We start from the raw sequence: 25,048 nt of genomic DNA on the forward strand, positions 1-25,048 counted from the left end.
AGAAGGTGAGCGCGGCCCGCGGCTTCAGTCTTCGGGAGCGCCGCTGATCAGACCGCGGAGCCAGTCTCGCGCTTCGACGAAGACGTCGTCGGAGTACCGCTCGGGATAGTGGACGATCGAACGGTCCGCGCGCGGATACGACCCGAGGAAGATCACGCGCGGACTGAACCGCCGCAGCCCGAGCAGGGCATCGGCCATCCGCTCGTCCTGGATGTGACCGTCGGCGTCGATGACGAACCGGTAGCGGCCGAGGGCATCGCCGATCGGGCGCGAGGCGAGGAGCGACAGATTGATGCCGCGCGTCGCGAATTGCTCGAGCATCTCCAGCAACGCACCAGGGTGATCGTCGGGCAACTCGACGACCAGCGAGGTCTTGTCCGCACCGGTCGGAGGCGGCGGAGCCGTGGTGCGGGACACCAGCACGAACCGCGTGACCGCGTCGGGGTTGTCGCCGATGTTCGCGGCGAGCAGCGTGAGGTCGTGATGATCGAGGATGCCGGGAGGGGAGATCGCGGCATCCGCATCGCTCGTCCCGTCGAGCAGTCCGATGGCGCTGGCCACATTGCTCGCCGCCGGAAGGTGCGCGTGGGCGGGAACGGTGCGGGTGAGCCACTGCAGGCACTGCGCGTAGGCGACCGGGTGTGCGGCCACCAACGACACGTCCTCGAGCGTGGCACCCTCGCGCCCGACCAGGACGAACTCGACCGGCACGAGGAACTCGCCGGTGATCCGTAGACCCGGCACGGTCGCCAACGCGTCCTGTGCCGTGGACACCCCTCCGTCGACGGAGTTCTCGATCGCGATCACCGCGGCATCCGATCGACCCTCGACCACATCGGCGAGCGCTTCACCGACGTTGCGCACGGGCACCCACCGCTGCCCGCGGGCTTCGGGAACCTGGGCGAGCGCGGCTTCGGTGAACGTCCCCGCGGGCCCGAGGTAGCTGTACGTGCGGAGCTCGGAAGTCACGGGCTTCAGCCTAGACCCGCACTCGTCGGCGGTCCCGCCCGCCATGCGCTCCCCCCGCGCGCTGCCGTGCGCGCCGTTCTCGCGACACGAGACCAGGCGTCAACCCGCGACAACCGCGCGCGTTCGGGGCAGACTGGGAACATGAGCCGCGCTGGACATCCCGCCGAAGCCTCCGACCTCATCGACGTCGACGAACTGATCGCCGCCTACTACGACCGCAAGCCCGATCCCTCCGATCCTGCACAGCGCGTCGCTTTCGGGACGAGCGGGCACCGCGGTTCGTCGCTCACGTCGAGCTTCAACGAAGACCACATCCTCGCAACGACCCAGGCGATCGTCGATTACCGCACGGCCGAGGGCATCGCCGGTCCGCTGTTCCTCGGACGCGACACCCACGGGTTGTCGCTCCCGGCCGAACGCAGCGCCGTCGAAGTGCTCGTCGCCAACGGTGTGGACGTGCGCGTCGACAGCCGCGACTCGTGGGTGCCGACACCCGCGTTGTCCCACGCGATCCTCGCCCACAACACCGGCCGCGCCGACGACGATCCGGCCCGCGCCGATGGCATCGTCGTCACGCCATCGCACAATCCTCCGCGCGACGGCGGCTTCAAGTACAACCCGCCGCACGGCGGCCCCGCCGACACGGGCGCGACGAGTTGGATCGCCAACCGCGCCAACGCCCTCATCGCGGCCGGACTCGACGGCGTACAGCGCGTCCGCTTCGCCGACCTCGACGGCGACGCCCTTGCCGAGTACGACTTCCGCAAGGCGTACGTGAGCGATCTCGCGAGCATCATCGACATCGACGCGATCAAGCGCGCGGGCGTGCGCATCGGGGCGGACCCGCTCGGTGGCGCATCGGTCGACTATTGGACGCTCATCGCCGAGATGTACGGTCTCGACCTCACGGTCGTGAATCCCGACGTCGATCCGACCTGGCGTTTCATGACGCTCGACTGGGACGAGAAGATCCGCATGGACCCGTCTTCACCGTCGGCGATGGCCTCGCTCGTCGCACGCCGCGACGAGTACGACATCCTCACGGGAAACGACGCGGATGCCGACCGTCACGGGATCGTCACCCCCGACGCGGGCCTGATGAACCCCAACCACTATCTGGCCGTGGCGATCGACTACCTGTCGGCGCATCGGGACGGGTGGCCGACGGGAGCGGCGATCGGAAAGACGCTCGTGTCGTCGATGATCATCGACAAGGTCACCGCCGCGCTCGGACGGCGCCTGTACGAGGTGCCCGTCGGGTTCAAGTGGTTCGTTCCGGGCTTGATCGACGGCTCGATCGCCTTCGGCGGCGAGGAGTCCGCGGGCGCCTCGTTCCTGCGAAAGGACGGGTCGGTGTGGACGACGGACAAGGACGGCATCCTGCTGTGTCTGTTGGCCGCCGAGATCCTCGCCGTCACAGGGAAGACCCCTTCGCAGCGCTACGCCGAGCTCGAGTCCGAGTTCGGCGCCTCGTCGTACCAACGCGTGGACGCCCCGGCCACCCCGGCGCAGAAAGAGGTGCTCGCGCAACTCTCTCCTGAGTCGGTCACGGTGACCGAGCTCGCCGGCGACACGGTGACCGCGGCCCTCTCACATGCTCCGGGAAACGGCGCGCCGATCGGTGGCATCAAGGTGCAGACCGACCACGCCTGGTTCGCCGCCCGCCCGTCGGGGACCGAGGACGTCTACAAGCTCTACGCCGAGTCGCTGCGCGGCCCCGAACACCTCGCCGAGGTGCAGGCCGCCGCGCGCGCAGTGGTCTCCGCCGCGCTCGAGGGGTAAGCCCGCCCGGCAGCGCCTGGCGTGCCGCCCTTGCCACCGTTGCCGCCGTTCGCCTGGGCTGACCGCCCCTTCGCGCCGAGAATCGCTCTCTGCATCGAAACTCGGCTGTGGTGGGTGATTCTCACCACCGGATCCAATTCTCGCGGGGGTGCGGCCCGGGCGAGGGGCGGCCCCACCAGGGCCTAAGGCGACCCCACCAGGGCGAGGGGCAGCCGCGTCAGCGGCGATGCGCGAGCGTGGCTGCGGCCTCGCGCAACCATCGCGCGGGGTCGGCGAGCGCATCCTCCGGCGATCCGGCGAGCTCCGACAGTGAGACGGATGCCGCGAACGCACTCGTGTCGGCGTCCGGCGAGACGCGTCCCGCCACCAACGCCGCTCGCGTACCCACAGCGTGGGCGAGACGTGCGACCTGAGCGGGCACCTTGCCCGCGGCGGACTGCGCGTCGAAGGACCCTTCGCCCGTGATCACGACGGATGCGGTGGCCACGACCTCGGGCAGACCGATGAGCGCGGCGACATCGTCCGCACCCGGACGGATCCGCGCACCCCACGCGCACAACCCGAACCCCGCACCGCCTGCGGCGCCCGCGCCCGGGGTTTCGGGGTCCGCGGCAGGTGCCTTCGCAGCGACGAGGGTCGCGAAGCGGGCGAGCGCGGCGTCCGCCACAGAGATCTCCCCGCCCGTGAGCCCCTTCTGGGCTCCGAACACCGCCGCGGACCCCCGCTCTCCGAGCAGGGGGTTCGTCACGTCGGTGAGCACGACGACCCCACCGGGCGGAAGGGGGCGCAGCGACGACAAATCGACGGACGCCACGGTGTCGAGCCCGCGCACTCCCGGGGCGATAGCCCGCCCCTCGCCGTCCAGGATGCGAGCCCCGAGTGCGGCCAGCACGCCGGCGCCGCCGTCCGTCGACGCGCTCGACCCGATCCCGAGAACGAGGCGCGACACCCCGGCATCGAGGGCCGCGGCAATGGCCTGACCGAATCCCTCGGTCCCCGCATCGGCGCCGAGCCGTCGCTCACCGAGGAGTTCGATCCCACTCGTCGAGGCGAGTTCCACCACCGCCGTCCCTCGCGGGGCATCGGCGGTGGGTGGCAAAAGCAGCCAGGACGACTCGACGGCTCGACCGTCCGGTCCGATCACGACGACCGGTCGACGCACCGCTCCGGGCACCGCCGCCGCGAATGCCTCGAGGGTCCCTTCCCCGCCATCGGCCATCGGTCGAAGCACCGTCTCATCGCCGGGCCGCACGCTGCGCCACCCTTCGGCGAGCGCGGTGGCGGCATCCGCCGCACCGATCGACCCCTTGAAACTGTCGGGCGCGAAGACGACTCGGGTCACGGCGGGAGTCTATTGCGTGCCGTGTGCGATGCGCGGGGGCGGGATCGGCGACGGATGCGGCAGGCTGGAACGATGACGACGAACGACTTCTGGCAGAACCGCGAAGGCTTCTGGAACCGCGGCGGCTTCTGGAAGGCGATCCTCGTCGCCGGCGTCTACCTCGCGTTGTTCCTCGGCGCCAGCTGGATTCTGGGCACCGCGTTCCGCGGCTCACTCGACCGCTCGAGTCCGTTCGCCAGCGTCGCCGACGTCCTTGTTCTGCTGCTCGCGCCCGAGGTGATCGGCAGTGTCATCATCCTGGTGTTCCTCGCATCGATCGGGTGGCTCGGGCCGCTCTTTCGCCGCCAGCCCGTCGAGGGGCGTGGATGGATGTGGATCGCCGTCGCGATCGTCGCCCTCCCGGTCGTCCTGCGCCTCATCGGCCTCGACTACGGTGCTTACGCCGCAGGCGTCGTGCCGCTCACGCTGTTCGCCGGCCTCTTCATCGGTCTGACCGAAGAGCTCGTCACCCGCGGCGCCGCCCTCGGGCTGCTCCGCAAGGGCGGCTACAGCGAGCGCATCGCGGCCGTCGTCGCTGCGGCGATCTTCGCGCTCATGCACTCCGTCGATTCCATCGGCTCGGGGCTGTCGTGGGGCACGCTCATCCTCGTCACCTACGCGTTCTTCTTCGGCATCTGCATGTACCTGGTGATGCGGGTGACCGGCAACATCCTCTGGGCGATCCTTCTACACGCCCTCACCGACCCCACGCTGTTCCTCGCGAACGGCGACATCGACGCCTCTTCGTCGACGGCGCACCAGGACGTGTTCCTCTCGATCGCGTCGTTCGGCAACGTCGTGGTGATCGGGTTCGGCGTCGTCGCGCTGTTCCTCATCCGTGGGCGCGTGCTGGAGGCACCGGCGCTGCGCTGAGACGGGGTCCTGCCCGGCGACTCAGGCCCCGCTGCTGTCGCGCACGATCAGACGTGTGTGGATCAGCGCCGCCGCCGGCTCGGCGCCGCCGATCGTATCGATGAGCGCATGCACGGCCTGCTCGCCGAGCGTGTCGAAGTCCTGGCGGACCGTGGTGAGCGGCGGGCGGTAGTTCGCCGCATCCGGAACATCGTCGAAGCCGACGACGGCGACATCCTCGGGGACGCGTCGGTCACGGTCGGCGATCGCGCGCAACAGCCCGAGTGCCATCTGGTCGTTGGCGACGAACACCGCGGGCGCGCGAGGATCGTCAGCCAGGACGATGCCGACCCGATATCCGGATGCCGCGCTCCAATCGCCGCGCACGACGTCGAGCGGCGTGCGTCCGGCGGCCAGCAGCGCCGCCCGCCACCCGCGTTCACGCTCCTGCGCGGCGAACGAATCGGCGGGTCCTGCAAGGTGCGCCACCGTCTCGTGGCCGCCTGCCAGGAGATGCTCGGTCGCCGTCCGCGCGCCCGCCGCGTGGTCGGATGCGACCACACCGAACCCGGCGTCAAGGGGTGCGTCCACGACGACGAGGCGCACGCCGGTCGGTGCATCGACGCCGCGCGCGAGGGCGGTGGCTTCGTTCAACACGATGGCTCCATCGACGCCCTGGTCCACCAGCGTTCGGAACGCGGAGGCGAGGGTGTCCGTTCCCGTCACTGTCACGGCGGTGACGGCGTATCCGCGTTGGCCTGCAGCATCCGCGACGGCCTGCAGCATGCGGTAGTTCCCCACAGTCGCGAGCGTCGAGGCGACCACACCGATCGTGCGGCTTCGCCCGGTGCGCAGCGCGCGCGCAGCACGGTGCGGGCGGTACCCGAGGTCGCGCATCGCCGCCTCCACGCGCGCACGCGTCGCCGGATCCACACGCGGACTCGCGTTGACAACGCGAGAAACGGTCTGACCGGACACACCGGCGCGGGCGGCGACATCCGCCATCGACGTTCGTCGTTCCTGCGCCACTCGCCGCCTCTTCCCACTCCGCCCTCGCCGGATGATGTTGACGTTATCACTGCTTGTCGCCTAGCGTGTTGACGTGAACATGCCCCCGATGACCCCGACGACCCTCGGCGCGGGCGTCGTCAAGCGCACGACGCGGCTCTCCGACGGTCGGGAACTCATCTACTTCGACGACCCCGGCTCTGAGCTTCCCGACGACCGCGGTTCCGACATCCGAGAACCCGCACCACGTCCCGCGACGGCGACCATGCGCCACGACGTCCTCACCGGCGACTGGGTCTCGGTTGCCGCCGCGCGACAGAACCGCGCGTTCCTTCCCCCCGCCGAACTCGATCCCCTCGCCCCGCAGACCTCGGCCAACCCGTCGGAGATCCCGTCGCGATACGACGTGGCGGTATTCGAGAACAAGTCGCCGTCCTTCGGGCCCGCCACCGGCGACCCCGCTCCGCTCGGCACCGCCGGCCTCGGCGCCGAGCGCCCCTCCGTCGGCCGATGCGAGGTCGTCTGCTTCAGCCCTGAGCACGAGGGATCGTTCGGCACGCAGACCCGAACACGCGCACGCACGGTGATCGAGGCGTGGGCCGACCGTACAGCTGCACTCTCGGCAGTGCCCGGCGTCGCACAGGTGTTCCCCTTCGAGAACCGCGGCGAGGCGATCGGCGTCACCCTCCCCCACCCCCACGGCCAGATCTACGCCTACCCCTACGTCACGCCGCGCACCCGCACGCTGCTCACCCAGATCGACGCCGAGGGCGTCGACCTCTTCGACCGCATCCTGGCTTTCGAGCGCCACTCCGAGCGCGTTGTGCTGCAGGGCGAGCACTGGACGGCCTTCGTCCCGTTCGCCGCGCGCTGGCCCGTCGAGGTGCACCTCTTGCCCCACCGTCAGGTCGCCGACTTCGCCGCGACGACCGACGCCGAGCGCGACGAGCTCGCACCGCTCTACCTGCGGCTGCTGCGCGGTGTCGATGCGCTGTACGACACCCCCACCCCGTACATCGCCGCCTGGCATCAGGCGCCGGTTGAAGAAGGCCGCGACACTGTGCGTCTGCACCTGCAGCTCACCTCCCCGCGGCGCGCGGCGGACAAGCTCAAATACCTCGCCGGGTCGGAGGCCGCGATGGGCGCCTGGATTGCCGACATCCCCCCGGAGGAACAGGCGAACCGGCTTCGGGACGCCCTCGCGCGGGTTCCGGAGGTCGACGCGTGAACGCCACGAGCGCCGCTCGCGCCCTCTTCGTGGAGGCCTTCTCCTCGACACCGATCGGCACCTGGTCGGCGCCGGGTCGAGTGAATCTCATCGGTGAGCACACGGACTACAACGACGGCTTCGTGCTCCCCTTCGCCATCCAGCACCGCACGGCGGTCTCCCTCGGGCTACGCGACGATGATCGCATCCGCGTCGTGTCCGCGCTGACCGGCGACACCGTCGAGGTCGCACTCCGCGCGCTCGACAGCCTCTTTCCCGCACAGCGCGACGAAGTACCCGACTGGGCGCGCTACCCGCTCGGCGTGGCGTGGGCGCTCGGCGCAGAGGGCCGTCGCGGGGTGGACCTGGCGTTCGCCTCGAACGTACCGATCGGCGCAGGCCTGTCGTCGTCGGCGGCCATCGAGAGCGCCACGGCCGCAGCACTCAACGACGTGTGGCAGCTCGGCCTCGACCGCTCCACGCTCGCCCGGGCAGGCCGACGGGCCGAGAACGACGCCGTCGGCGCGCCAACGGGAATCATGGATCAAATGGCGTCGATGACCGGACGCGCGGATGCCGCGATCTTCCTCGACTGTCGGACGCTGACTGCCGAACTGGTCGACCTCGGCTTCGTGGATGCCGGGCTCGAGCTCGTCGTGATCGACACCGGCGTCGCGCATGCGCACGCCAGCGGCGGATACGGCGACCGCCGCACTGCGTGCGAGCGAGGCGCGGCTGCACTCGGTGTCGCGGCTCTGCGCGATGTGAGGGTGGAGGATCTTCCCCGCGCCGCCGAACTTCTCGACAACGTGACCTTTCGGCGAGTGCGGCACATTGTGACCGAGAACCAGCGGGTGATCGACACGGTCCAGGTGCTGCGCAGCGAGGGGCCGCGGGCGATCGGCCCGCTGCTCGTCGCGTCGCATGCGTCGATGCGTGATGACTTCGAGATCTCGGTACCCGAGTTGGACACCGCCGTCGAGGCCTCCCTCGCTGCGGGTGCCCTCGGCGCACGCATGACCGGCGGCGGCTTCGGCGGCGCCGCGATCGCTCTGGTGGCCCGCGACGACGTCGACGCCGTGGTGGATGCCGCAACCGCCGCGTTCGCGGCATCCGGGTTCCGTGCACCCACCTGCTTCACCGTGGCACCGTCGGCGGGCGCCGCGCGCGACGACTGACGTCTTCCACCCGCAACCCCAGCGCCCGCCCGCAACCTTCGCCCCACGCCGCGAGAATTGATCGTGAGCGCGACACTCGCCCACAGTGGGCGATTCTCGCCGTGAAGAGCGAGTCTCGCTGGGCCGGACGGAGGCAACCCCTTCACTGCGTCGCGGCGACGGCGTAGCGTCGGAGGATGCCGGAAACACCCCCGGCGGAAAGGTCAGGCGAACGTGGCATACCTCACCGTCGGGACGGAGAACTCGGCCGACGTCGACATCTACTACACCGACCAGGGCAGCGGACAACCGGTCGTCCTCATCCACGGCTTTCCCCTGAACGGGGAGTCGTGGGGCAAGCAGCAGGCGGCACTGCTGGATGCCGGCTACCGCGTGATCGCCTACGACCGCCGCGGGTTCGGACAGTCGTCGAAGACCGGCGGCGGATACGACTACGACACGTTCGCAGCCGACCTTCACGCGCTCATGGAAGACCTCGACCTCACCGACACCGTGCTCGTCGGCTTCTCGATGGGCACGGGAGAGATCGCGCGCTATCTCTCCCGCTACGGCGCGGATCGCGTCGCGAAGGCGGCGTTTCTCGGTTCGCTCGAGCCCTACCTCCTGAAGACCGACGACAATCCCGACGGCGCGGGACCGCAGGAGTTCTTCGACGGGATAGCAGCCAGCGTCCGTGACGACCGATATGCGTTCGTCTCGGGCTTCTTCGGCGACTTCTACAATCTCGACGACACCCTCGGCTCGCGCATCTCGCAGGCGGCCGTGGATGCGAGCGTGCGCGTGGCGGGGTCGGCCGGCAACGCCGCGATCGCCGCCGCCCCCCTGACGTGGCCGACGGACTTCCGCGACGACATCCCGGCGATCACCGTGCCCGCGTTGATCCTTCACGGCACGGCGGACAACATTCTGCCGATCGATGTGACCGCCCGGCGGTTTCGCGACCTGCTGCCCTCGGCGGTGTACGTCGAGATCGAGGGGGCGCCGCACGGCCTGTTGTGGACGCACGGCGCAGAAGTGAACGAAGCACTTCTGGCCTTCCTCGCCACGCGCTGACGCCCCGCACTGACCGCGCCCGGCCACAGGCATCACCGTAGGCGCACAAGAAGGCCCAGCCGGTTCGATTCCGACTGGGCCTTCTCAGTAGTCGATTACTGCTCGACGGGCTGCGGTTCGCTCTCGCTCGCGCGCATCACCGAGCCGGCGTCGGTCGTGACGTCGATCTTGCGCGGCTTCGCCTTCTCGCTCACCGGGATCGTCACGCTCAGCACACCGTTGGTGTAGCTGGCCGAGATGCGCTCGGTGTCGATTCCCTGGCCGAGGTTGAGCTGGCGCAGGAACGACGCCGCCTCACGCTCGCGCGTGATCCACTTGACGCCGTCACCCGACGGCAGCGTGCGCTCGGCGCGGATGGTGAGCAGCTGGCCGTCGACGTCGACGTCGACCGAGCCCGGGTCGATCCCCGGAAGGTCGGCGGTGAGCACATAGTGGTCGCCGTCGCGGTACAGGTCCATCGGCATGCGGCGCGGTCCGCGGCGCTGGTCGAAGAGGCTCGTTGCGAGACGGTCGAGGTCACGGAACGGGTCATACGTCGCCATGGTGTCTCCTTGTGTCTGAGGCTTCGAAACTTGAGTTGCTTCGACTCAAGCAAGACTCAGATTAGCACTCTCGACCAGAGAGTGCTAATACCGTTTCGGCGAATTCTCAGGTGTGCGAAAGGATGGTCCCACTCGCACCAAGGAGGCCGTGATGTCTGCTGACAGCCCACCCCTCGTCGACACCGCGTCCGGCCGTGTACGTGGCGTGTGGCGTGGAGACTCGGCGGCGTTTCTCGGCATCCCCTTCGCCCAGCCGCCGGTCGGCGACCTGAGGTTCGCGGCCCCCGTGCCGGTCGAACGGTGGGAAGGGGTGCGCGACGCGGTCGAGTTCGGCGCCACCGCGCAGCGCGGCGACCCCGGCGAGACGCTCATCCCCGAGCCCTCCGTCGCGGGCGATTCCACGCTGAACGTCAATGTCTTCACTCCTGCCCCCGCAGACGACGCCCGACTTCCGGTCATGGTGTGGATCCACGGCGGCGGGTACACCGGCGGGTCCCCGGCGAGCCCCTGGTACGACGGCCGATCCTTCAACCGCGACGGCGTCGTCACGGTGACCGTGTCGTACCGCCTGGGATTCGACGGGTTCGGCCACATCGAGGGCGCACCGAGCAACCGCGCCGTGCGCGATTGGCTCGCAGCCCTCGAATGGGTACAGCGCAACATCGGAGCTTTCGGCGGGGACCCCGACCGGGTGACGATCGCCGGTCAATCCGCCGGCGGTGGCGCGGTGCTCACCCTTCTCGCGATGCCCGCCGCGCAGCATCTCTTCTCGGCCGTGTGGGCACTCTCTCCGGCGCTCGGCGACATCCCCGCCGAGCAGGCACGCACCGTGTCGGCGAAGTTGGCGAACCTCGCCGGTGTCGCCCCCACTCGAGCCGGATTCGCAGCGGTCAGCGAGGAGCGCCTGCATGCGCTCCAGCATGACGCCACGAACCCCCCACCGGCACGCCCGTGGGAGAAGGCACGGGAGCTCATCAGCCAAGGCTCGCCGTGGGGTCCGGTCATCGACGGAGACCTACTCCTCCGCGACACCGTGACATCGCTCGCCGCGGGCGTCGGCGCCGACAAACCTCTCGTCATCGGCAGCACCGACGACGAATTCACGACGATGACGGATGCGGCCAAGCACCCGCTCGGCCTCGTGCCGGCATCACTGGCTCTGGCAGTGGTCGCCCCCGACCCGCGCCGACGCAGGGACTACCTCGCCGCGAACACCGAGCAGCGGCGGAAGGGAACGGCGGCGGTCCTGGGGCGGTACGTGACAGACGCGGTCTTTCGCGTCACGGTGGTTCGGGTCGCCGATGCTCGCGGAGAAGCCCCGACCTGGGTGTACCGGTTCGCGTGGGCTTCACCGACCCGCGGCTGGGCGCTTCACTGCCTCGACGTCCCGTTCTGGTTCGACGTGCTCGACGCCGATGGCGTGACCCGACTTGCCGGACCGCAGCCGCCCCGCGCTCTCGCGAACGCGCTGCACGATGCGGCAACCGCGTTCGTCCGCACCCGCGCGCCCGGGTGGCTGGCGTGGTCCGGCGAACCGGGCACCGCACGCGTCTTCGGCGGGCCCGCTTCCCAGCCCGATGTGGCTCGCGACGCCTATGCGAGCGTGCTCGCCCTGGTGTGACGAGAGCGTGATGCGACGAGGGGGATGCCGCGATGGCCGCGGCATCCCCCTCGCTGTGTCACGTCAGCGCGATCACCCGAGGATCTGCGCGTCGAGCGTGTCGCGGATATCGCGCACGCCCGCGACCGAGTCCCATCGCGCAGCGAGCGCCCTCGCCGCGCTCAGGACCGCACGGGCCGCCGGCGCGCGCAACTCGGGATCGAGCGTCTCGATATCGGCCACCTTCGCCGCACCGACGATACGGCGCGCCATCTTGGCCGACGCGAACAGCGCTGCCTCGCGCAGGATCTCGGCCACCCGCCGCTCAGCGAAGTCGCGATTGAAGAGGTCACGTTCGAGCCAGCGCTCACTGAGGGCGAGATCCGTGTCGGCGAATCCTTGCCAGGTCTGGTCGATGAGTCCCAGTGCCCACGCCGCACGCTCGTCTTCTCCCAGCGCTCGGGCGCGCGCGGCCGCGAACGCGTAGTTCGCGAACAGAGCACCGAGGTCGAACGCGATCGGGCCGTAGAACGCGAACTCCGAATCGAACACCTTGACCGAGTCAGCGGCGTCACCCGCCTCACCGGAACCGCGCACCATGACCGACCCGGTGTGGAGGTCTCCATGGATCAGCGCCTCGGCATGGGTCATGAACCGCCACTTGGCTTCGCTCATCGCGCTGGCGAACACCGCGTCACCCGCGAGGGCTGCAGCATCCGGCTCGTTCGCCGGCAGGACGGAGTTGCGCCCGATGTCGAAAACGGGCTCCGTGAACACGAGATCCTCGGTGATCACACACAGCTCGGCGTTCTGGGATCGAGCCATCGCCTCCGCGACGTCCCCGCGGTCCATTCCCAGCACCGATGTACCGACGGCGACACCGGCGACGTACTCGCCGAGTTGCGCGGCCACGCCGTCGTGATACTCGCCGTCGTTCAGCGCCCCGCGCCACACGCGGTGATCCGAGAGATCTTCGAGCGCGAGCACGTAGCGATCGTGGTCGTATCCGATGACCTCGACGACAAGGTCCGCGCGGATCGCGCCGTGTGCGACGAGCGATTCCGCCTCGCGACGCGCACGATCCGGAGTCATGGGCCACCCCTCACCGGTCATCCGCACATAGGGCAACGATTGCTTCAGGATCATCGAGCGGCCATCGGCATCCGTCACGTGGAAGACCACGTTCAGGTTGCCGTCGCCGATCTCGCGGACCTCCGCAAGACGTGCCCCGTCGATCCGCGCCTGGAGTTCGGGCCGCGAGGCGATATAGGTGCCGACGTTCTTTTCGGTGAGGAATTCGTACTCGGTCGACATTGTCCGTCCTTTCGATGGAGACGACTGATCGGTGGCAACGACGGTCATGTCGCTGGCGAGTAGCGCGACTTGCGCCGAGACAGCGTGAACGAGAACAACAGCGCCACAATCAGCACGAGCCCCTTCGCCGTGTCTTGGAAGTAGTACTGGAACCCGGCCATGGTCATTCCCGTCAGCACGATGGCGACGAGGACAGCGCCCAGGAGCGTACCCCACGCGTTCGGCTTGCCGATGCCCAGCACCGACGTGCCGACGAGAGCGACGGCGACGGCCTCGAGCAGACTCGATGACCCCGCGTTCACATCACCCTGACCGATTCGCGACACGAGGATGATGCCGGCAACGGACGCGAAGAGCGACGAGACGACGTAGGCGCCACCGCGATAGAGCCCCACTCGGATGCCCGAGAGCCGGGCCGCTTCAGGATTGGCGCCGACGGCGTACAGCACGCGACCCCACGACGTCCGCGTGAGCACGAACCACGAGAGCACGACGAGGACGAGCATGATCACGACGGGGATCGGAACGGGGCCGATCGTGCCGCGGTCGATGAGCAGGAACGCCGGGTCGAACTTGCCCGGCGCGGTCTCGCCGTTCGGGAGGATCATGCCTGACGAGACCGACTGGCCCGACACCGGGATCAGCTTGACCCCCTGGATGACGAACATCACACCCAGCGTCGCAAGAAGATCGGGGATCTTGCACACGACGATGAGGAAGGCGTTGAGCAGGCCGACGAGGAGGCCCGCAACGAGCGCGACGCCGACGGCCGTGACGCCGGTGAGGTTGTAGAACACCATTGTCACCGCCACCAGCTGCACGGCCAGCCCCGCGACGGATCCGATCGACAGATCGAGCCCCCCGACGATCATGCTGAACATCACGCCGAGGCCGAGGATCGCCGTCACCGATGCGAACTTCAGCATCGAGAACAGAGACTCCGGGGTCGCGAACGCCGGCTGGGTGATGGCGAAGAACACGAAGGCGATGATCGTGACGGCGATGAAGCCGTACTTCACGACACCGTCGCGGATGAGGTCGCCGGCGCGCGTGTCGCGCTGTGCTCGAAGTGTCGTCGTGTCGGCCATCTCAAGCCACCTCCGTCATGCTTTGGACGATCTGCTCGTCGGTCACTGTGTCAATACGTGCGTCGAGGGTGATCCGCCCCTCGACGAGGACGAGAACGCGGTCGGCGATCTCGCGAAGTTCATCCACGTCGCTGCAGAGCATGACGACGCAGCTTCCGTCGGCCGCCTGCGCCCGCGCACGGCGCGCGATCTCGCGACGCGCGCCGATGTCCACTCCGCGGAACGGCTCGTCCAAGACGAGGACGTCGGGTGGGGTTTGCATCCATCGCGCGACCATCACCTTCTGCTGATTGCCGCCCGAAAGCGCGTCGACGCTCTGCCCCGGGCCGGTGGCGACGACGCCGAATTCATCGATGGCCTGCGCAGCACGCTGAGTTTCGGATTTCGGCTGCAGGAGGGATCCGCGAGCGAAACGCGAGAGAAAGGGAAGGCTGAACGTCTTGGCGATCGACCACCCCGGCATCATCCCCTGAGCCGCGCGATCCTCGGGCACGAGGTAGACGCCGTTTGCGATCGCATGCTTCGGGTGACGCGGCGAATATGGTCGCCCGCGAAGAGTCATCGAACCGCCGTGGGGCGTCGTGGTCTCACCGAACATGTGCTCGGCGAGTTCGGTCTTGCCGGCGCCGATGAGTCCGATCACGCCGGTCACCTCGCCCCCACGCAGTTGCATCGAGAGCGCCGGTGACTCGGGAAAGATCTGGTGACCCGTGAGTTCTATCGCGACCTGGTCGCCGACGAGGTGCTCCAACCGGGCGATGTCACCGGTCATGCCTTCGCCGAGCATCGATGTGACGGCCGCGGCGAAATCGAAAGGCCGGTCTTGCGTCGCGGTGATGCGCCCGTCGCGCAACACGACGATGTCGTCGGCGAGCTGTTCGATCTCTGCGAGTCGGTGGGATACATGGAGGATCGCGACCCCGTCATCGCGCAGCTTGAGGATCGTCTCGAACAGACGCTCTGCCTCCGACTGCGACAGGGTCGACGTCGGCTCATCGAGGATGAGGACCTTGGGCTCGGTGACGAGCGCGCGAGCGAGCAACAGCATCTGGCAGTCGGCGATGCCCAGCTCGAACACATCCTGCTTGAGGAAGGCATCGTCCCACTCCAGCGAGAGGGCCGCGGCGACCTTCCGTGCGCGCGGAAGGAGCGACCCGAGCGAAGCGACGGGTGGCGCCTCCCTCAACGCGATCTGCTCGAACACCAGATTCTCGGCGACGCTGAGTCCCGGGACGATCGCGTCGTCGATGCGTTGGTGCACTGTTCGCACCCCGAGCCGGGATGCAGCGATCGGGTTCTCCAGCTCGACGGGCTTGCCATCGACGAGAATCTCGCCCGCGGTGGGATCGTGGACGCCTGACAGCGCCTTGATGAGTGTGGACTTGCCCGCGCCGTTCGCGCCGAGCAGTGCGGTGATCCGCCCGGGACGCAGCGAGAGATCCACGCCCTTGAGGACGGCGTTGGCGCCGAAGGACTTGCGGAGGTCGCGCAGTTCGAGCACGGGTTCGGGTTGCGGAGTACTCATGGGGAATTCGCTGCTCCTCGCTGAGCGGTGGGGAGGGGTGGATGGGGCGCCCTGCGGCGCCCCATCCTGAGGTGTCAGAAGCTGACGACCGGGATCCAGGCTGCGCTGGAGACCTCGGACAGATTGAGTTCGGGAACTGCCGCGCGAAGACCGTCCATGTTCTGGATGTCCTCATCGCGCAGCATCTCCTGGGTCACGAGAACGGGCGGGAACTCGACGAGCTCCTCGTTCAGTTCACCGGCCATCGACAGCGCGAGCGTGCGCAGCACCGCCGCACCGATCGCGTTGGGATCCGTCGCCCCGGTGGCCACCCACCGGCTGCCGTCGGCGCGCATCAGCTCGATGTCGGCGTTCGAGATGTCGGCGCCGTAGACCAGAACGTCCTCCGTGCCGCTGACCTGGTCGAGACCGGTCAGCGTGCCCTTGGTGAACTCGTCGTACGGCGCGTACACCGCGACGATGCCGGGGTTCGCCTGAGCCGCCGCGGCGACCATCGGGGCGCTGTCGCTCGCCGACGAACTCGTGAACGAGCCCGTCTTGAACAGCTGGTCCCACGCGTTGTCGGCGACGTACTCGCGCCAGACGGCGTCGCGACGATCGAGCGGTGCGATGCCCTCGACATTGACGTAGCCGACGGGAACGTCGTCTCCGATGTCCTGATACATGCGGTCGAGCACCAGCTGCGCCATGATTTCGTCGGACTGCTGGGTCTGAATGACTCCGTCGGCGCACTCCGAGACGTTCACGTCGTAGGCGATGACAGCGATGCCCTTGCCGATGGCATCGTTCACACCGGGGCAGAGCGTGTCGGGGAATCCGTGCCGGACGATGATCGCGTCGACGTCGGACGAGATGGCCTGGTCGAGCTGGGTGGCCTGCGTGGCGTTGTCCCCCTGAGCGTCGTAGACCGACAGCTCGAAGCCGAGCGCCTCGGCCTGCTGACGCGTGCCGTTGAGGTACTGCTGGAAGTAGTCGCCCTGGCCGGCCTGCTGCACGATGGCGATCTTGGCGCCGACCAGGTCGGCGGGCATCTCGTCGGTCGCCTCGGTGACACTGCCGGAGTCGGATGTCTCCTGGGTGACCGGGTCACCCTGGCTGCACGCGGCGAGCGTGAGCGCGGCGATCGCGCCGATCGCGCCGGTGGCGACGAGTCGCCGCCCGAATCGGTGGGTGGTCATGCGCTTCATTGCGGGTTCCTTTCTGGAGGGGGATCAGTGCGAGGGGAATGCGGGTTGGGTCCGTGTGGGCTCGACGACGCCACGCTCGGTGACGATTCCGCCGATGAGGTCGTGCGGGGTCACGTCGAAGGCGGGGTTGAACCCGCGCACGCCTGGCGCCGACATCGCGGTGCCGCCGACGGCGAGGACTTCAGATTCGTCTCGCTCTTCGATCTCAATCAGGTCACCGCTCGCGAGCGTCACGTCGACCGTCGACATCGGCGCGGCGACGAGGAACGGGATTCCTGCACGCTGAGCCGCGAGCGCCAGCGCAACCGAGCCGATCTTGTTGGCGGAGTCACCGTTCGCGGCGATGCGGTCGGCGCCGATGACCGCGAAGTCGACGAGGCCCCGCAGGATCGTGCTACTTGCGGCGCCGTCCACCTGGACGACATGCGGAATACCATCCTGCGCGAGCTCCCAGCTGGTCAGGCGCGTTCCCTGAAGGAGCGGGCGGGTCTCGTCGACGTACACCAGCTCGAGGGCACCCCGCTGGTGCAGTTCCTTGAGCACGCCGTAGGCCGTGCCCCATGCGGTCGTGGCGAGAGCACCGGTATTGCAGTGGGTGATCGCGCGCAGTGTCGACTTCCCCGTTCGGGCGAGAAGCCAGTCGGCGCCGTGCCGTGAGAGTTCGCGGTTGGCCGCTTCGTCTTCGGCCGCGATCGTGCGGGCCTCGGCGAGGGCATCGCCACCCGCACGGCGGACGGCATCGACGCGACGCGCTCCCCATTCGAGGTTCACCGCCGTGGGGCGGGCGAGCGCGACACGCTCGATGGCGGCGTCGAGTTCTGCAGGAGACCAGTCCTCGCGAGCGCCCTGACGTTCGGCGAGGGCGACACCGAAGCCGCCGGCTGCTCCAAGCGCGGGCGCTCCCCGCACCGCGAGCCGTTGGATGGCGTCGACGAGGGCATCGACTGTGCGCAGGTCGAGGTGTACTTCCTCCTGCGGGAGAACTGTCTGATCGATGATGCGGACGGCTGCGCCGCCGTCGTCCTCGATCCAATCGATCGCGTGAACCACCGTGGTTGTCTCCTCTCGTCGCACTCCGTCGATGCGTCACTCGGGACGGTACTGGTTGTCCGACAACTGTGTCAAATGCAACTAACAACAGGGCCGTCTGCCATGATGTCTGTGACGGACCGCCGCACTGCCGCAGCGCGTCCGAAGGCTCGTCCGTCGAGCAGAATCCGCTCTCGGGCGAAGGAAGGGTTCGCAATGGCACGAAAGGCTTCCCGGGTCGATGCCGTCGTCGCGGGCATTCGCGCGAGCATCCTCGACGGAACGTTCGGCGTCGGAGAGCGTCTACCCACGGAATCCGAGCTGGGCGAGAGGTTCAAGGTCTCACGCCCTACGGTGCGCGCGGCGTTGAGCGAGCTCAAGACGGCCGGCCTCGTCCACACCCGACACGGCGTCGGCACCTTCGTCTCGGAGCCGCCTGCGGTGACCGCCGGACTCGAACGCCTCGAGTCGATCACCGACTCGATCCGGCGCACCGGACGCGAGCCGAGCATGCGTTATCGCAGCCGCATCGTTCGGCCCCTGCTGCCCGAAGAAGCCGTGAAACTCGACCTCACGGCGAACGACCTGGCACTGGAAACCCGTCGTGTGATCCTCGCCGACGGCGAGATCGTCGCGTACTCGTATGATCTCCTGCCCATCGGAGTGTTTCCCGAGGGCGAGTCGCCCGACGTGCTCGACGGATCGGTGTTCGCCTACCTGCGCGACGCGCGCGGTATCGTGCCGGTGCGTGCGGTCGCCGAGATCCACCCGGTCGTATCCGAACACGTCACCTGGGACGCGCCGACCGGACGCAATGACCTCGCACTCCTCCTCGATCAAGTGCACTACGACGAGGATGATCGCGCCGTCGCGTACTCACGCACCTACTTCATCGACGGTCGATACACCTTCTCGATCATCCGACACGCCTGACTCACTTGCGTCGCGCATCTCGGGTGTGGTTGTCTGACAACAGCGCATCGGTCGATGGGGGTCGATGCCCGAGACACCGACCAGTCACCGCACGAACGGACGATCCGATGCCGAATTCCGCGCCGCGGCCCACCGCACACCACGACGCCGTACGCCAGCTGATCCGCGCGGGTGGAGAGATCGTGGACTCAGGCCTCGCGCTGGCGAGCGCTGGGAATCTCTCGGTCCGACTCGATGACGATCGGTTCGTCGTCAGCGCGTCCGGCACATGGCTCAACCGGTTCGACGAAGACTCCTTCACCGTGATGACCCTTGCCGGCGACGTCGTGGGCGGAGCGCCGCGTCCATCGAGCGAGTGGAAGCTGCACCAGAGGGCTTACCTCGCTCGACCCGACGTCGGTTCGGTCGTTCACGTGCACCCCGCCCACGCGATCCTGCTCGATGCCATGCGGGTGCCGGTGCGACTCATCACCCTCGATCACGCGTTCTACGTCGCATCGGTCGGCCGCACGCCCTACTACCCGAACGGTTCCGACGAGCTCGCCGACACCGCGGCGGAACAACTTCGGACCCATAATTGCCTGATCATGGGCAACCACGGCTCGACGACCGTAGGTGATGACCTCGATATGGCGCTGCGGCGAGCGCTCAACCTCGAGAACGCTGCGGAGATGACCTATCGTGCCCTGGTCGCCGGCCGCGACGATCTCGATTTTCCTTGGGAGTCCGAACCTCATCTGCACCACGCGTAAGCCACGGGGTGAGAACGAGGGGGATGCCGCGATGGCCGCGGCATCCCCCTCGTCTGCTCCCCGCCTACTCCACCGTGATGCGGGTGAGTTCCATCGGAGTCGAACGAAGCGCGTCGGAGCGCAGCACCGCAACCGTCGACCACGTTCCGCGGATGAGCCCGCGTAGCGTGTAGTCGAACGTGACCGTGCCGCCGGCCGTCGACGGCGACGTGGTCACCGCGTACTCGTCGCCTGCGGTCGGCAGCGTGGCGAGAGCGACCCCGCTGGTGCCATCCCGGTTCTCTGCACCGGCCACACCGGGAGCCGCTGCGTCGGGAACGGCATCCGTCCCATACGTGAACCGGGTGTCTTCGGTGCCCGAGATTCCGATCCATGCTTGGAACGTGTTCACGGCGTTGCCGCTCCACGTCGGAACGCCGTCCCACTCGATGATCACCCACGTGTTGACCCCGTCACCGAGGGTCCCGACGCGCACACCGCCGCCGGCTGACGGGTCGAGGTCCGTCCAGAACGGTGCGATCACGTTGTTCGGTGCCGCCTGATCGGGGAACGACTGGGCCAGGTAGTCGATGTCGGCATCCGTGCCGCCTCCGACGACGATGTAGCCGTTGGATACGACGCTGATCCGGTCGTACGCCTCACCCCCGTACAGGAAGGACGGCACGTTGTAGCTGACCATCGCCTCGTCCCCGAGTGGAGTGAGCGGAATACCGTAGGCCTCGAGCGGGATGTATCCATACCCGGTGGCCGGGTCGACCCCGGTGATCTGGGGCGGGATGGCCGGTGACAGGGTTCCACTCCAACGAGCGCCGAGGAACGTCTTCTTCGCGGGGGCCGTGACCGAACGCACCTGGAGCAGGGGCGTTGCGGCGACGTCGATGCGCGCGTCCACGGGCACCGGCAGGTAGTTCGCCGCGGTCACCGTGCAGGTCGTCGTCGCACGGCGCTCGATCGTCATCGGATCACACGTCTGCGAGAACGACACGTCCGCCTCGGCGACGTTCGCAGCCACCGGGATCACGACCGCGTTCCCGGAGCGTGGAGTGATGGTGATCTGCCCTTCGTGCCATCCGTCCTCTGCTTCCAGCGCGTCGAGCACGATCTTGAGCGTGCGGGACTTGCCCGGTGCGAGCGCGAAACTGGACGGCACGACGGTGATCCGCACCCCGGCCTCGCTCTGCGCACGCACCGAGAACAGCTGAGTGCGGCCACTGACGTTCGTCACGGTGCGCTCCGTGGCGATGGCGCCCGGAAGCGGGTCGACATAGACGCTCGGGATGTTGAGATCGACCCGGTGAAGGGGATCGGCCGCACTCTCCTGGAAGTCCGTGAGCGACTCGCTGATCGTGAGGACCGGAGCGATCGCGCGGTCGGCGCGGATCGAGCCGGCGCCGCGGTCGAACACCCCGGCTTCGGAACCGTCCACGTTCACGACATCCTGCAACGACGATGTCATGAGGGCCGACTTGATCTGGCCTGGCGTCCATGAGGGATGCGACGCCTTGACCAGCGCCGACACACCGGCCGCGTGGGGCGCCGACATCGACGTTCCCGCGATCGCCTGGTACAGCTCACCTGGATACACGGCCGGATCACTCGGCTCTGGCGTGTTGCCGGCGAGCACCTGAACGCCCGGAGCGGTGATGTCGGGCTTCAGGAAGTCGCCGACGGGGCCTCGCGAGCTGAACGCGGCCATCACGTCACCCGGGGCCACGACGGCCTCGCCCTGCGCCCACGTCGCGGTGACGTCAGGGTTGTCGGTGATGAAGGCGACCACGTCGTCGTTCGGGCCCTCGAGCTGAATCGCCGGCAGGAAGTGGTTGTCGGTCTGCAGGTCCTGCGGCACGGGGTTCGCGAGGATCATGCCCTCGGCTCCGCCGAGCGACGCGTGGTACCCCTTCTCGACACGACCGTTCTCTCCGCGCATGCACAGCACGATCTGCCCGGCGAGAACGCCTGGCGCGAACGGCTCGAGGCAGAGCTCGGTGCCGGTGTAGCCCGGGACATCCTGTGCTCGCACGACCGGTGAGGTCGGGGCGCCGGCCGTGATCGTCGTGCCCTGCTTGACGAGGGTTTCGCCGTTGCTCGAGGCGAGCACCAGCGCCGACAGGAACGCGCGGTCCGAGGTCGATGCCCCGACCGTCGTCGTCCACGGGCTCGCGTGGTCGAGCGTCGACGCGCCCGGCCCCGAGTTGCCGGCCGACGAGTTCACGGTGATCCCTGCGGCGAACGCGTCGAGAAACGCGAGTTCCACCGCGTCGTAGGGATTCTGGCTGCCCGAGATCGAGTAGTTGATGACGTCGACACCGTCGAGCACCGTCTGCCCGATGGCTGCCAGCAGGTCGCCGTCGTATCCACCGGCCGGGCCGAGGGCCCGATAGGCGATGATCGAGGCGCCCGGGGCGACGCCGCTGATGGCACCGCGGTCGACCCCGTAGATGGGCGTCGTGTCGACGTAACTCCCCGCCGCGGTGGTCGCAGTGTGCGTGCCGTGGCCGTCCGAATCACGTGCTGAGCACAATGCGCCCGCACAGAAGTCTTCGGCTCCCGCGGCGTTGGGCGTGCTCTGGTACGTGTCGAGGAAGGCGTAGGCGCCGATCAACTTGTCGTTGCAGGTGAAGGCGTCACCGACGGATCCATCACCGAACTCGCACCCCCATGGTCCCCCTTCGGGTGCGCTGATGCCGTTGTCCTGGAGCATCGGGTGCTCGGGCCAGATACCCGAGTCGATGACACCGACGATGATCCCCTCACCGGCCTTGTCACGGCCGCCGAGCTTCGGCCACACCGCATCCGCTCCGATGAACGTGGTCGCGTCGGAGTCCGGCGCCGGCGTCGTCGGCGGCAACTCGACATCGAGCGCGACCGGCGGCGCTGAGGTCTCGGCCTCGGGCGTCGTCTCGGTTTCGGGCTCCCTGCTCTCGCTCTGCGTCGGAGTGGGCTGCGGAGTCGCCGATTCGGTGGGCTCCGCTTCGGGGTCGGCCTCGCCTTCAGGTGCGGCACCTTCGGTCTCGGCCTCGGGCGCCGGAGCGGTGGCCTGACGGAGTTCGTTCGCCTGCACGGCCGCGACCGTTCCCAGCTTGGCGACGTCCTTCGCGCGGTGCGCGGGAATCGTCATCGCGAACCCGCCGTACACGGTCGAGTACGTCCGCAGCATCGTCGCGCCCGAGACGAGCTCGGACGCTTCGGATTGTGCGGCGGCGATCTGTTCTTCGACGTACGCGGTGTATCGGTCGATCGCGGCGCTCCCGTCCGAGATCGCGATTCCGGTCACCTCCGGGCTCGTCGCCGCGTACCCGTCGACACCGCCCGTGTACGACGCGACCGGATCGACGTCGACCTTGACGAGGATCGGAATGACCGCACGGTCGGTGCGTGCGAGCAAGGCCTCGTCGCTCTCGGCAAGGCGTCCGGATGCCGACTTCGCGCCGACGTCGTCGGGCCCATCGGGTTCGAGCGCGGTCGCGGTGAAGTCAGGCGGTGGTGGCGGTGCTGCTCCCGCCGGTGCGGCGATCGCGCCGATCATCAGACCCGCGATGGCCGCCCCCGCGGCCAGGATCCGGACTCGGCGGTTTCGGGGCTCGGTCATGACACTCCTCATGGTGACCGCGGAACGTGCCGGGTGGTGGGAAGACCCACACCACGCCCTCGATGAGAGTGAGGATAGGACGATCCGGGGGCGCACACCAGGGTCTTGCAAACCTGAGTGTTCGCTGAGTAAGGTCTACGGTTTCACTGGGAGCGGGATCCTGCGACCTGGGCATGCGGCATCCGCTCACGCATCACCTCGAGCGCGACCGGATTGTCGTCCACGAGCACGGCATGGCGCCCGAGCGCAGAAGCGACGGCGCCCGTGGTACCGGACCCGGCGAAGAAGTCGAGCACCCGATCGCCTGGACGGCTGGATGCCTGAACGATTCGCCGCAGGATGCCCTCGGGCTTCTGCGTCGGGTACCCGGTCTTCTCACGACCGCTCGTCGGCACGATCGTGTGCCACCAGACGTCGGTGGGGAGCTTGCCGCGGCGCGCCTTCTCTGGCGTGACGAGCCCCGGCGCCATGTACGGTTCGCGGTCCACCGCATCCGAGTCGAACCAGTACTGCGCAGGATCTTTCACGTACACGAGGATCGTGTCGTGCTTGGTCGGCCACCGACGGCGCGACTTCGCACCGTAGTCGTACGCCCAGATGAGCTCGTTGAGAAAGTGGTCCCGCCCGAAGAGGGCGTCCAGCAGCACCTTGGCGTAGTGCGCCTCGCGGTAGTCCAGGTGGAGGTAGAGCGTGCCCTGCGGATCGAGAAGACGCCACGCCTCGGTGAGCCGGGGCTCGAGGAAGCCCCAGTAGTCGTCGAACCGGTCGTCGTAGGTGCGCAGGTCGCTGCGCAGGCGCTCGTAGTCGCGGCCATGGAAGCCCCGGCGCACGATGCCACCCTCGGTCTCGGGGCGCACAGGCCGCGCCGACTCCAGGGTGCGCGCACGCGCGCGTCCGGTGTTGAACGGCGGGTCGAGGTAGATGAGCGTGAACGATCCGTCGGCGAACCCGCGGGTCACCTCGAGGTTGTCGCCGAGGTGGATGTCGACGCGACCGGCGCTCACGGCACCCGGGTCAGCCAGGCGTCGGTGGCGAACTTCGACTCGACGAGGGCCTCGGCCTCGGCGTACTCATCGGCGCTGATTTCGCCGGGGACGGCGCCGTACAACGTCGTGAACGTGTCGATGAAGCGCTCGATCACGGCCTCGCGAGACAAGCCGGTCTGTCGCCGCAGGGGGTCGACCCGCTTGGCCGCCGACGTCGTGCCCTTGTCGCTGAGCTTCTCGCGACCGATGCGCAGGACCTCGGTCATGACCTCCCCGTCCATGTCGTAGCTCAGCGTCGCATGGTGCAGGACGCCGCCGTTCGCGAGGCGCTTCTGGGCGGCTCCGCCGATCTTGCCCTGCGGCGAGGCGATGTCGTTGAGAGGCTGATACGTCGCCTCGATCCCCATCGACCGCAGCGCCTGCAGCACCCAGTCATCGAGGAAGGCGTAGGAGTCGGCGAAGGTGAGGCCCGCGACGAGGGATGCCGGGACGTACAGCGAGTACGTCACGATCGAGTTGGCGGCCATGAGCATGGCGCCACCTCCCGAGATGCGACGGACGACATCGAATCCGTGTTTCGCGGCACCCTCGGGATCTACTTCGTTGCGCAGGGACTGGAATGATCCGATCACGACCGCGGATTCGTTCCACTCCCACACCCGCAGTGTCGGTCGGCGGCGGCCGTCGCCGACACGCGTGGTCAGGACCTCATCGAGGGCAAGGTTCATGCGCGGTGATACGGGGCGCTCGTGCACGACCTCCCAGTCGAAGTCACGCCAACCTGGTGCCGTGACGAGCGCGCGCCGCACGGCGGTGCCGACCGCTTCGGGGCTGAACCCGAGCAGCTGCGCTCCATCGGGCAGTGCGGCACGGATGGCGCCGGCGATCGTCGTGACGTCGGCTTCGACGGGCAGTCCCTCGACGGCGGCGTTGATGTCGACGAGCGCGTCGTCGGGTTCGAGGAAGAAGTCACCCGCGAGGCGGAAGTCGGCGATCCGGCCGTCGCGTTCTTCGAGATCGACGACGACGAGCTTGCCCCCGGGCACCTTGTATTCACCGTGCATGGTGCCAGC

General features: G+C 68.5%; 20 protein-coding genes. 8 read left to right on the plus strand and 12 right to left on the minus strand.

All coding sequences use genetic code 11. The annotated features are described in order from the left end of the window. Positions 1-24: 24 nt before the first annotated feature. The gene (gene pheA / locus ACFQZV_RS01060) at positions 25-1,014 is read right to left on the minus strand and encodes a prephenate dehydratase (RefSeq protein WP_378751401.1); all 990 of its coding nucleotides are present in this window, start codon (positions 1,012-1,014) and stop codon (positions 25-27) included. A gap of 96 nt (positions 1,015-1,110) precedes the next feature. Between pheA and pgm the strand changes: the two genes are divergently transcribed. Then, complete coding sequence (gene pgm, locus ACFQZV_RS01065; RefSeq protein WP_378751403.1) at positions 1,111-2,751, plus strand: phosphoglucomutase (alpha-D-glucose-1,6-bisphosphate-dependent); 1,641 nt, start codon at positions 1,111-1,113, stop codon at positions 2,749-2,751. A 217-nt stretch (positions 2,752-2,968) separates the two neighbouring features. Here pgm and ACFQZV_RS01070 read toward each other — a convergent pair whose 3' ends face one another. After that, on the minus strand, positions 2,969-4,093 hold the full coding sequence (locus ACFQZV_RS01070) for a glycerate kinase (protein ID WP_378751405.1): 1,125 nt from the start codon (positions 4,091-4,093) through the stop codon (positions 2,969-2,971). Positions 4,094-4,165: 72 nt separating this feature from the next. Between ACFQZV_RS01070 and ACFQZV_RS01075 the strand changes: the two genes are divergently transcribed. Then, a complete protein-coding gene (locus ACFQZV_RS01075) occupies positions 4,166-5,005 on the plus strand; it encodes a CPBP family glutamic-type intramembrane protease (protein ID WP_378751407.1) in 840 nt (279 codons plus the stop codon). A 21-nt stretch (positions 5,006-5,026) separates the two neighbouring features. On the opposite strand, the gene ACFQZV_RS01080 is transcribed toward ACFQZV_RS01075, so the two are convergent. Further along, complete coding sequence (locus tag ACFQZV_RS01080) at positions 5,027-5,989, minus strand: LacI family DNA-binding transcriptional regulator (RefSeq protein WP_378751409.1); 963 nt, start codon at positions 5,987-5,989, stop codon at positions 5,027-5,029. 103 nt (positions 5,990-6,092) lie between these two features. Between ACFQZV_RS01080 and galT the strand changes: the two genes are divergently transcribed. The 3 genes from galT (at position 6,093) to ACFQZV_RS01095 (ending at position 9,430) form a co-directional block, all read left to right on the plus strand. Then, positions 6,093-7,220: a galactose-1-phosphate uridylyltransferase gene (galT, locus tag ACFQZV_RS01085; protein ID WP_378751525.1), complete on the plus strand. Its 1,128-nt coding sequence runs from the start codon at positions 6,093-6,095 to the stop codon at positions 7,218-7,220. After that, positions 7,217-8,377 carry a galactokinase gene (galK, locus tag ACFQZV_RS01090; RefSeq protein ID WP_378751411.1) on the plus strand — a complete coding sequence of 387 codons (1,161 nt, stop codon included), beginning with the start codon at positions 7,217-7,219 and terminating at the stop codon, positions 8,375-8,377. The genes galT and galK overlap by 4 nt, the downstream gene beginning before the upstream one ends. Positions 8,378-8,590: 213 nt before the next feature. Continuing rightward, entirely contained in the window at positions 8,591-9,430 is an 840-nt protein-coding gene (locus tag ACFQZV_RS01095; protein ID WP_378751413.1) for an alpha/beta fold hydrolase, read from the plus strand. Between the two features lie 95 nt (positions 9,431-9,525). Here ACFQZV_RS01095 and ACFQZV_RS01100 read toward each other — a convergent pair whose 3' ends face one another. After that, positions 9,526-9,972: an Hsp20/alpha crystallin family protein gene (locus ACFQZV_RS01100; protein WP_378751415.1), complete on the minus strand. Its 447-nt coding sequence runs from the start codon at positions 9,970-9,972 to the stop codon at positions 9,526-9,528. Between the two features lie 151 nt (positions 9,973-10,123). On the opposite strand from ACFQZV_RS01100, the gene ACFQZV_RS01105 reads away from it, so the two are divergent. Continuing rightward, positions 10,124-11,593, plus strand: coding sequence for a carboxylesterase/lipase family protein (locus ACFQZV_RS01105; protein ID WP_378751416.1), 1,470 nt, complete (start codon positions 10,124-10,126; stop codon positions 11,591-11,593). Between the two features lie 72 nt (positions 11,594-11,665). On the opposite strand, the gene mtnK is transcribed toward ACFQZV_RS01105, so the two are convergent. The 5 genes from mtnK to mtnA all read right to left on the minus strand — a co-directional run bounded on the left by mtnK (position 11,666) and on the right by mtnA (position 17,736). Continuing rightward, on the minus strand, positions 11,666-12,886 hold the full coding sequence (gene mtnK, locus ACFQZV_RS01110) for an S-methyl-5-thioribose kinase (RefSeq protein WP_378751417.1): 1,221 nt from the start codon (positions 12,884-12,886) through the stop codon (positions 11,666-11,668). 44 nt (positions 12,887-12,930) lie between these two features. Further along, positions 12,931-13,974, minus strand: a complete 1,044-nt coding sequence (locus ACFQZV_RS01115) for an ABC transporter permease (protein WP_378751419.1) — start codon at positions 13,972-13,974, stop codon at positions 12,931-12,933. A 1-nt stretch (position 13,975) separates the two neighbouring features. Further along, positions 13,976-15,499, minus strand: coding sequence for a sugar ABC transporter ATP-binding protein (locus ACFQZV_RS01120; RefSeq protein ID WP_378751421.1), 1,524 nt, complete (start codon positions 15,497-15,499; stop codon positions 13,976-13,978). Between the two features lie 74 nt (positions 15,500-15,573). Continuing rightward, on the minus strand, positions 15,574-16,686 hold the full coding sequence (locus ACFQZV_RS01125) for a substrate-binding domain-containing protein (RefSeq protein WP_378751423.1): 1,113 nt from the start codon (positions 16,684-16,686) through the stop codon (positions 15,574-15,576). 24 nt (positions 16,687-16,710) lie between these two features. Beyond that, positions 16,711-17,736: an S-methyl-5-thioribose-1-phosphate isomerase gene (gene mtnA, locus ACFQZV_RS01130; RefSeq protein ID WP_378751425.1), complete on the minus strand. Its 1,026-nt coding sequence runs from the start codon at positions 17,734-17,736 to the stop codon at positions 16,711-16,713. Between the two features lie 195 nt (positions 17,737-17,931). Here mtnA and ACFQZV_RS01135 point away from each other — a divergent pair, with 195 nt between their 5' ends. Together ACFQZV_RS01135 and ACFQZV_RS01140 are read left to right on the plus strand one after the other, a co-directional pair. Beyond that, positions 17,932-18,648: a GntR family transcriptional regulator gene (locus ACFQZV_RS01135; protein WP_378751427.1), complete on the plus strand. Its 717-nt coding sequence runs from the start codon at positions 17,932-17,934 to the stop codon at positions 18,646-18,648. Between the two features lie 107 nt (positions 18,649-18,755). Further along, entirely contained in the window at positions 18,756-19,400 is a 645-nt protein-coding gene (locus ACFQZV_RS01140; protein ID WP_378751429.1) for a class II aldolase/adducin family protein, read from the plus strand. A 64-nt stretch (positions 19,401-19,464) separates the two neighbouring features. Here ACFQZV_RS01140 and ACFQZV_RS01145 read toward each other — a convergent pair whose 3' ends face one another. From ACFQZV_RS01145 to ACFQZV_RS01155, 3 genes are all read right to left on the minus strand, one after another. Continuing rightward, positions 19,465-22,989, minus strand: coding sequence for a S8 family serine peptidase (locus ACFQZV_RS01145; RefSeq protein ID WP_378751431.1), 3,525 nt, complete (start codon positions 22,987-22,989; stop codon positions 19,465-19,467). Between the two features lie 143 nt (positions 22,990-23,132). Continuing rightward, positions 23,133-23,993 (minus strand): DNA-methyltransferase, encoded by an 861-nt coding sequence (locus ACFQZV_RS01150; protein WP_378751433.1) that lies wholly within the window; start codon positions 23,991-23,993, stop codon positions 23,133-23,135. Continuing rightward, the gene (locus ACFQZV_RS01155; RefSeq protein WP_378751435.1) at positions 23,990-25,039 is read right to left on the minus strand and encodes a lipoate--protein ligase family protein; all 1,050 of its coding nucleotides are present in this window, start codon (positions 25,037-25,039) and stop codon (positions 23,990-23,992) included. Before ACFQZV_RS01155 ends, ACFQZV_RS01150 begins: the two co-directional genes overlap by 4 nt. Positions 25,040-25,048 lie beyond the last annotated feature (9 nt).

Source organism: Microbacterium koreense (assembly GCF_042677105.1).
In the GTDB taxonomy this organism is placed as follows: Bacteria; Actinomycetota; Actinomycetes; order Actinomycetales; family Microbacteriaceae; genus Microbacterium; species Microbacterium koreense.

What these genes read in the sequence shown, in the direction of transcription:
- ACFQZV_RS01075 (WP_378751407.1), top strand. Translation starts at nt 4,166, where the DNA reads ATGACGACGAACGACTTCTGGCAGAACCGCGAAGGCTTCTGGAACCGC.
- ACFQZV_RS01080 (WP_378751409.1), bottom strand. Translation starts at nt 5,989, where the DNA reads ATGGCGGATGTCGCCGCCCGCGCCGGTGTGTCCGGTCAGACCGTTTCT.
- ACFQZV_RS01135 (WP_378751427.1), top strand. Translation starts at nt 17,932, where the DNA reads ATGGCACGAAAGGCTTCCCGGGTCGATGCCGTCGTCGCGGGCATTCGC.
- ACFQZV_RS01115 (WP_378751419.1), bottom strand. Translation starts at nt 13,974, where the DNA reads ATGGCCGACACGACGACACTTCGAGCACAGCGCGACACGCGCGCCGGC.
- ACFQZV_RS01125 (WP_378751423.1), bottom strand. Translation starts at nt 16,686, where the DNA reads ATGAAGCGCATGACCACCCACCGATTCGGGCGGCGACTCGTCGCCACC.
- ACFQZV_RS01145 (WP_378751431.1), bottom strand. Translation starts at nt 22,989, where the DNA reads ATGACCGAGCCCCGAAACCGCCGAGTCCGGATCCTGGCCGCGGGGGCG.
- ACFQZV_RS01120 (WP_378751421.1), bottom strand. Translation starts at nt 15,499, where the DNA reads ATGAGTACTCCGCAACCCGAACCCGTGCTCGAACTGCGCGACCTCCGC.
- mtnK (WP_378751417.1), bottom strand. Translation starts at nt 12,886, where the DNA reads ATGTCGACCGAGTACGAATTCCTCACCGAAAAGAACGTCGGCACCTAT.
- ACFQZV_RS01100 (WP_378751415.1), bottom strand. Translation starts at nt 9,972, where the DNA reads ATGGCGACGTATGACCCGTTCCGTGACCTCGACCGTCTCGCAACGAGC.
- ACFQZV_RS01140 (WP_378751429.1), top strand. Translation starts at nt 18,756, where the DNA reads ATGCCGAATTCCGCGCCGCGGCCCACCGCACACCACGACGCCGTACGC.
- ACFQZV_RS01105 (WP_378751416.1), top strand. Translation starts at nt 10,124, where the DNA reads ATGTCTGCTGACAGCCCACCCCTCGTCGACACCGCGTCCGGCCGTGTA.
- pheA (WP_378751401.1), bottom strand. Translation starts at nt 1,014, where the DNA reads ATGGCGGGCGGGACCGCCGACGAGTGCGGGTCTAGGCTGAAGCCCGTG.
- galT (WP_378751525.1), top strand. Translation starts at nt 6,093, where the DNA reads ATGCCCCCGATGACCCCGACGACCCTCGGCGCGGGCGTCGTCAAGCGC.
- ACFQZV_RS01155 (WP_378751435.1), bottom strand. Translation starts at nt 25,039, where the DNA reads ATGCACGGTGAATACAAGGTGCCCGGGGGCAAGCTCGTCGTCGTCGAT.
- pgm (WP_378751403.1), top strand. Translation starts at nt 1,111, where the DNA reads ATGAGCCGCGCTGGACATCCCGCCGAAGCCTCCGACCTCATCGACGTC.